Annotated in this window: 9 protein-coding genes; 2 read left to right on the top strand and 7 right to left on the bottom strand. The window is 38.9% G+C overall.

Going from position 1 to position 6,930, the window contains the following annotated elements; genetic code table 11:
- A partial coding sequence (locus tag Q0X72_RS12640) for a hypothetical protein (protein ID WP_297766058.1) occupies positions 1-556 on the bottom strand: 556 nt, incomplete at its 3' end.
- Positions 557-838: 282 nt separating this feature from the next.
- On the opposite strand from Q0X72_RS12640, the gene Q0X72_RS12645 reads away from it, so the two are divergent.
- Positions 839-1,534 (top strand): hypothetical protein, encoded by a 696-nt coding sequence (locus Q0X72_RS12645; protein ID WP_297766060.1) that lies wholly within the window; start codon positions 839-841, stop codon positions 1,532-1,534.
- Between the two features lie 75 nt (positions 1,535-1,609).
- Here the strand turns inward: Q0X72_RS12645 and Q0X72_RS12650 are convergent, their stop codons facing one another.
- The gene (locus Q0X72_RS12650) at positions 1,610-2,353 is read right to left on the bottom strand and encodes a hypothetical protein (protein WP_297766063.1); all 744 of its coding nucleotides are present in this window, start codon (positions 2,351-2,353) and stop codon (positions 1,610-1,612) included.
- 290 nt (positions 2,354-2,643) lie between these two features.
- Here Q0X72_RS12650 and Q0X72_RS12655 point away from each other — a divergent pair, with 290 nt between their 5' ends.
- Complete coding sequence (locus Q0X72_RS12655; RefSeq protein ID WP_297766066.1) at positions 2,644-2,976, top strand: zinc-ribbon domain-containing protein; 333 nt, start codon at positions 2,644-2,646, stop codon at positions 2,974-2,976.
- A gap of 27 nt (positions 2,977-3,003) precedes the next feature.
- On the opposite strand, the gene Q0X72_RS12660 is transcribed toward Q0X72_RS12655, so the two are convergent.
- The 5 genes from Q0X72_RS12660 to Q0X72_RS12680 all read right to left on the bottom strand — a co-directional run.
- Entirely contained in the window at positions 3,004-4,113 is a 1,110-nt protein-coding gene (locus tag Q0X72_RS12660) for an acyl-CoA desaturase (protein ID WP_297766069.1), read from the bottom strand.
- A gap of 337 nt (positions 4,114-4,450) precedes the next feature.
- A complete protein-coding gene (locus tag Q0X72_RS12665; RefSeq protein WP_297766071.1) occupies positions 4,451-5,635 on the bottom strand; it encodes a PQQ-dependent sugar dehydrogenase in 1,185 nt (394 codons plus the stop codon).
- Positions 5,636-5,710: 75 nt separating this feature from the next.
- Complete coding sequence (locus Q0X72_RS12670) at positions 5,711-6,265, bottom strand: DUF4251 domain-containing protein (protein WP_297766074.1); 555 nt, start codon at positions 6,263-6,265, stop codon at positions 5,711-5,713.
- A 64-nt stretch (positions 6,266-6,329) separates the two neighbouring features.
- Positions 6,330-6,536 carry a lipopolysaccharide assembly LapA domain-containing protein gene (locus tag Q0X72_RS12675; RefSeq protein WP_297766077.1) on the bottom strand — a complete coding sequence of 69 codons (207 nt, stop codon included), beginning with the start codon at positions 6,534-6,536 and terminating at the stop codon, positions 6,330-6,332.
- A gap of 18 nt (positions 6,537-6,554) precedes the next feature.
- A partial coding sequence (locus tag Q0X72_RS12680; RefSeq protein ID WP_297766080.1) for a DUF2807 domain-containing protein occupies positions 6,555-6,930 on the bottom strand: 376 nt, incomplete at its 5' end.

Genomic DNA, 6,930 nt, shown 5'->3' on the forward strand with positions numbered 1-6,930 from the left:
AAGCACCTGCTGGCAATTCTTCCATAGTTAAACCTGTGTAGTCATCTGCAGCTTTCCATGTGGCTATGGTCTCACTAAAAAATTGTGAAGCCCCGGTATCTGTTTCGTACACTACTAAATCAAAGGTTTCGCCCTGGTCACCCCCAAATCTGGTCACTACCTGCCATTTGCCATTTTCTTTATAAGAGGTATTGGTATAGTCAGACTGTGGATAGTATTTGTTGTCTGAAGGCTTTAACAGCACCCAAATATCATTTGTAAGTGTTTCAGGATACACCCCAAATGTCAGAATACGGCAGGTTACCGTATCCCCATCAACAGGTGATACTACTTGTACCCTTTTTACAGGATATTCTACCTGTAACTTGTTTCCGGTGTCGTACGTTTCAATATATGCCATGGGATTCATGGCCCCGTAACTAAAACCCCCGTAAAAAAGCAATACTACCCCTATTACACCAATAATTATTCTAAGGCTGGGGTTCTTTGGATAAAGTATGGCAAACAACAAAAATATAATACCGGCAATAATTGAAATAAATACGCTTGTTACCATTTCTAATTCTTTTATACATTAAACAATACTTTTTTAAGAAATGCCTTTACTAATTTACACAAATCAAATTAAAAAGTAAAGCTCCTCGTACTTGCTTATGTTTATTAACAAATACTATATAAGCCACCCTTAACTTTTCTATCTACTTCGCCTTTACATCCGTTCTACAGCAGGGCATAAACAATATAGCCAGGTAAGATTCGTTTTATAAAAACCAAAACAATTCAACCCAAATAATCTTATTTGATCCTAACAGTATGGGTCATTTAAATAAATAACCAGATGAACAACCTATTAAAAAAATCAATTCTATGCTGCCTGCTCGTAGCCATCACCGGAAACATGTTGCACGCACAGAAAAAGGGCAAACTTACCGAGCAAGAAAAAGAAAACCTAAAAACCACCAAAGTACTAATGGTGCACTATGAAGCGCCTCCTATGTACATCATGACTCCAAAGGATGCCGCCGGAACCGGACTTATAGCAGATTTAACCCAATCTGATGATGCAGATCCGTTAAAAAAATACTCTTATAACCCTTCTCAACGGGTACATAAGAACCTGGCACAACTTTTTAAGGAAGAAGGATTGGTAACCGATCTGGAAATTCAGGATACCCCTTTTCCCTACTCATCCAATTCAGAGCTAAAGGATATGTCTAAATATGAGGGTATTGAGGCAGCATATATCATTGAAGTTATTGTTCCACTTATGGGATGGAAAGCAACATATGCGCCTATTAAATGGAGAACATATCATCTAAATTTAGCCCTGGAAGTGCGTATCATCAGGACAAGCGATTTTGCACGTATCTGGAGAGGGAATGTGGGCTATGGCGGACTGGTAGATAAGGAAATGCGTTTTCATATCAATGATCTGGATGAAAATTCCAAAACCATGATCTCTGAGAAATTAGATGTGATGGCCTTTGAAAGCAGCAAGCGAGCCATGGAGAAGTATAAAAAAACAAGCAAATAAGGAATTGCAATTTCTTTAAAACAAAAAGCCCTATGACAATTCATAGGGCTTTATTAATACATTTATACAGGTACCCTACTCCTCAGATCTGGCTTCTGAACCTTCTGTAGCTTCCTGATTATAGTCGTTTACCATACTTAAAAAAGCGGCTTCGTATTTTTTATTTACGTACTTCCCCATTTTTTGTTGTTCGGTAAACTGGTTTCGGAAGCCATAGTGGTTATTCGTATAGTTTTCTTTTACCCTGGGATTGTCCCCAATATAGTTCAGCAAATTAACCTGCATGATATTCGTGGGGTTTTTGTTGTCCTTCTGAACCAGGATCTGAAAGTTGTCTTGAATATAATTAATTAAATTGGCCCTGTCCTCAAAGATCATATCAGCCAGTTCATGGTTAATGCTCCCCGTAGTTCTGCTATATAGTTTATATACCTCAATGGCTCCCTGTGCCGTCTGTTCCAGACACATCTTTTTTGGGATCATTTTAATGGCCTTTCCGGTAAGATCGGCATAGCGCACTGTTTTAAACACAGTACCATTATCTAAGGTAAATCCTTTTATATCTCCGGGGTTTAATTTTTCTTTCATACTCCCTTTTAGCTTTCCGCTTTGCAGGTATTTATCATAATCTTTAGGGGTAACATAGGTGATGTTCTGTTGAAAACGCTGGGGAAATTCAAAATTAATTTGGATATAGGCATCTATGGTCTTCCCTTTTTTTAAATGGAGTTGCCCTTTTTGATATAGGTCTTGTGCGCATAAGCCAATGGCCATAAAGACGCAAAGAAATAGGCTGATACTTCCTTTAGATAATTTCATGATTTTGTTTTTGGATTTGAGATTGTCTCCTAGTACAACGATCTAGCACATACAATATTGTTGTTCAATGACTTAGCCTGATTAGTTGAAGGGTATTTTTTCTACAATTATTCTGTTTTTTTTAAGGGAGATCACAACTTTTCTCAAATGTATATCCTAAGGCAAAACTTCTTATTCTGATACCTTTAAATTTGTATAATTCCTTGAGTTCATTGGAGCTACAACAGGGACACATACAATATCTAAAATTCACTATCGTTTTACTCAAATAGGAACCAACCATTATAATTATGATCATTTTTGGAAGCCGTGCCACCAATATTGGAAGTTTTGAAAGCAATAGTACTTGTGACTATTGTAAGAATAAAGGAGTGCAACATTTTGTTGTATACGGCAAATACGCCCATATTTTTTGGATCCCCTTCTTCCCTATTGGCAGAAAAGCATTTTCAGAATGTACCCATTGTAAAAAGACAATTACAAAGAAAAATTTCCCTCCTGAGGTATTGCAACAATACAACCATAAGAAAGGAGAAGTTAAAAGACCAATATGGCATTGGTCTGGCCTTATTCTTATTGGCAGTCTGGTACTTTTAATTGCGCTAATAGGAAAAGCAGCATAGGTCTTACTATTGTCTAAGCCAAGGTTTCTAAGCAGTTTGTAGAACGGGCTTAGTACCCAGTGCCCGAAGCATTTTCATATGATCTACAATGGCATGACCCATGCTTTTCTTTACATGGTACGGAATACCGTATTCTTTAGCGGTTTCTGATACAATGTTGGCCATTTCCTGATAGTGGATATGACATACATCTGGCAGTACGTGGTGTTCTACCTGAAAATTTAAGCCTCCTATAAGCCAGAATAATACCTTATTTTTTGGAGCAAAATTGGTAGTAGTTACCAATTGATGAGTATACCAGTCGTCTTTCATAGCTCCTTCCCCATCCGGAAGTGGAAATTCTGTATCTGGCATAATATGGGCAATTTGGAACACTGTGCTTACCAATAATCCGGTAACAAAATGCATGCTTAAGAAGGCCAGCAGAATGATCCACCAGGCCTGTGGTACCATGATCATTGGGAGTATCAGCGCATAGGTGTAATACAATACTTTCCAGGCGGTCATACTGACCAGTGTTTTGGCATACTCGTTCTTTTTAGAGAAGAATCCCATGTCTTTATACCTTTTTAAGCGCACATAGTCTTTGGTTGTGATCCAGGAGATGGTAGAGATCCCATAGAAGAACCAGATGTAAATATGTTGAAACTGGTGCGCCCAGTAATGTTTTGCATGTGGAGAAAACCTCAGGAAAAATGGCGCATTCAGGTCATCATCTGCATGTTCTATATTAGTATATGTATGATGTAGAACATTGTGTTGGATCTTCCAAACCTTGGCGTTGGCCCCTATCATATTAAAGGTATATCCCAAAAACCGGTTGATGGTCTTATTCTTTGAATACGACCCATGAATTGCATCATGCATTACCCCCATCCCTATGCCAGACATACCAAAGCCACATATGATATATAATGCAAAAAGCATCCAGACACTGGTAACAAGTCCGCTCCCGAGCAATATAAGAGGAACAAAGAATAATGACAACATAATAACGGTCTTTACAACCATTCTGGAGTTTGCATTCCTGCTTATATTATTTGATTTAAAATAAGCATTTACCCTGTTTCGCAAGGTTTTAGAAAAGTCGTTTTTATTTGTTCTGGAAAATGTGGGATTGTCATTAGAACTTGCCATGTATATACTATGTATTAAAAAGAACACTCCTTTAACTGATACCTATATCGCCCGGAGTATAAAAAAGGGTGGTATTGGGAATTATGTATTCCGCTTGTGGCTAATGAAGAAAATCCTTTGAGTAAAAATGGATAGGATCCATTCTGAAGGTCTCCGCTCTAACTACAGCAAGCTGTATGCACTGCTAATCGAAAGTAATGTAGAGAGCTAAAAGTCCAAATATATTACAAATAAAAAATAAAGCTATCTATCGCACTTAGGATGTAAAGGTACGTTTAAAACGGAAAACTTTGAAAAAGATTTTGTTAACATAGTACTATTCAGTCTACTTGCTAAGTTATTTTGTAGCAAGTCTTGCTTCATACCAAACCCGGTAAATTGCATCGCCATAGTCATCTGAGATCAACATGGAGCCGTCTTCCAGAAACAACATATCTACTGGTCTGCCAAAGGCTTCCTGTGTAGATTCATTAAGCCAGCCGTCTATAAAAGTTTTATAGCTCACTGCATTATTGCCATCTAGTTTAACAAGACTGATCTTATATCCCACTTTAGAAGACCGGTTCCAGGACCCATGCTCGGCAATAAAGGCATATTGTTGGAATTCTTGTGGGAAATTATCTCCTCTGTAAAATTTGACTGCCAAAGGGGCCACATGTGCACCCAAGGCCTGTACCGGCGGAACAAAATCTGAACATGGTCTTTGGTCCCCAAATTCCGGATCTGAAATAGTGCCCCCATGGCAGTAGGGATATCCGAAATGCTGACCAGCCTCTTCCACCCTATTCAATTCACATGGTGGTACATCATCCCCCATCAAATCCCTGCCATTATCAGTAAACCAAAGATCACCCGTTTCAGGATGCCAGGTAAAGCCTACCGTATTTCGTACGCCTCTTGCATAGATCTCCCTGTTGGTTCCATCGGGGTTCATCCTGGTAATGGTTCCATAGCGTGGGTCTACGCCAGTGCTGTCGCAAATATTACAAGGGGCACCAACAGGTACATATAATTTCCCATCGGGCCCAAAAGCAATATACTTCCATCCATGATGAAACTCGGGGGGATAGTCATCATATACCACTTGTGGTTCTGGTAGCGTTTCTAAATTAGCTTCAATATTGGGGTAACGCAGTAATCTTCCAACTTCTGCCACATAAAGAGCCCTATCTCGAAAGGCAATCCCGTTGGGTACTTCCAGAGTAGAATCGAGCACCTTTATCATGTCAGCCCTATAGTCCCCATTAGTATCCTTAATCGCATAGACTGTTTTATCGTTTCTTGTCCCTACAAACAGGGTACCCTCATCTCCCATGGCCATGGATCGCGCTCCATCGATCCCATCGGCATACACATCGATCTTAAACCCTTCCGGGAGATTCAGGTTTTCTATGGGTAATGGGCCGTTGTAAGGTGTTAATACTACCTCCTTTTTTTGCACTTCTTTCTCTTTGCAGGCAATAGCGGTAACGGCTATGATACATATTAGGATAATGTTGAAATAGCTAAAGTGTTTTTTCATATCTAAAATTGTAGGTTTTAATTTAAATCAATTTTGGCAAAGGCATCTTTGACCATAGCGATATCGTTGAATCTTCTAATCCCCAGAAATAGGAGCTGTTGACCCACTATACCGTATGGAAAAGCGATGTGTGCTATTCACGTTAATATCCCCTTTTAAGGAAGGAAATAAGGTTATATTAAAATCTAAGGTTTCGGTTTTTTGCCTTATTTGCATCTCTATATGATATCTATGCTTTTTTTCATCCCATTGAACCACATAGTCCTCCGGAATTCCATCGAATTTTATACCTATATCATTATTGGCATAACCCCCACCCATCTGACGTTCGCCAAAATAGGGCAAGGAAATAGAGACACTATCACCAATGACCTTTAAGTAATTGGGATTTCCGATGAGATCTATACTGCCGGCAGTACTTCCCGGCCTTAATAAGCCCGCATTAGCAATACTCGTAAGCCCTTGTGTCATTAAAGGAAAGGCCCAGTTTGAATTAATTTCATACGATCTTTCCTCCACTAAATTATGTAAAAAATCAATTTTAGAGGAGTCGTATTTAATAGCAGAAGAACGACACCCCGTAATGGATGAAGATAAAATCAGTAATGCAATAAGTACGTTGGTTTTCATTCCTATGTGCCTATTATTTTGTTCGATTTTTAATAGGAGGCCTTCCTTTTGCCTCAATAAAATTTTATCCGTTCTTATACGATTTTGGCAGCTTTAATGATACTAAAATACCCACCAATACTCCTATAGCAAAACTCCCTAGAATAACCAGTACCCGTGACATGGAGAGCTCCCAGAAAAAAAATTCTACTTGTGTGACCGCTGAATTTTGCAATGAAAAAACAACTACAAGGATGGCAAACACGATGGCCATAATAGTTTTAAACTTCATGTTCTTAGCTGTATAAAATTATCTCTTAATGATCTTTGACTTGTCCGTAAATCCTTTTATCTCCAATTTTGGATTTCCATACACATACACATTACTGCTGCCTTTGGCGTATACCTCAAGATTCTTTGTGGCATTCACATAGACATCTGACTTATTTGAAGTATAAAGATCGGCAGAACTCACCTTCATATTCCGTGCGTTGAGTCTTGAGGATTGTTTTAGATTGAAGGCTGCATACTCTGCATCCCCGTCCAGATCAAGATCTGCCGAATTATTTACCGTTACCCTGATATTGTCGCACACGGCGTATGCTTTCAGGTCTGTTCTGTCATTCATCACAATGGTTGTATTCTCCGAGGTTACCCTGAGATTACCTCCTGCATTCCTATGCAAG

Origin of the sequence: uncultured Muriicola sp., assembly GCF_947258935.1 — a bacterium.
GTDB lineage: Bacteria > Bacteroidota > Bacteroidia > Flavobacteriales > Flavobacteriaceae > Muriicola.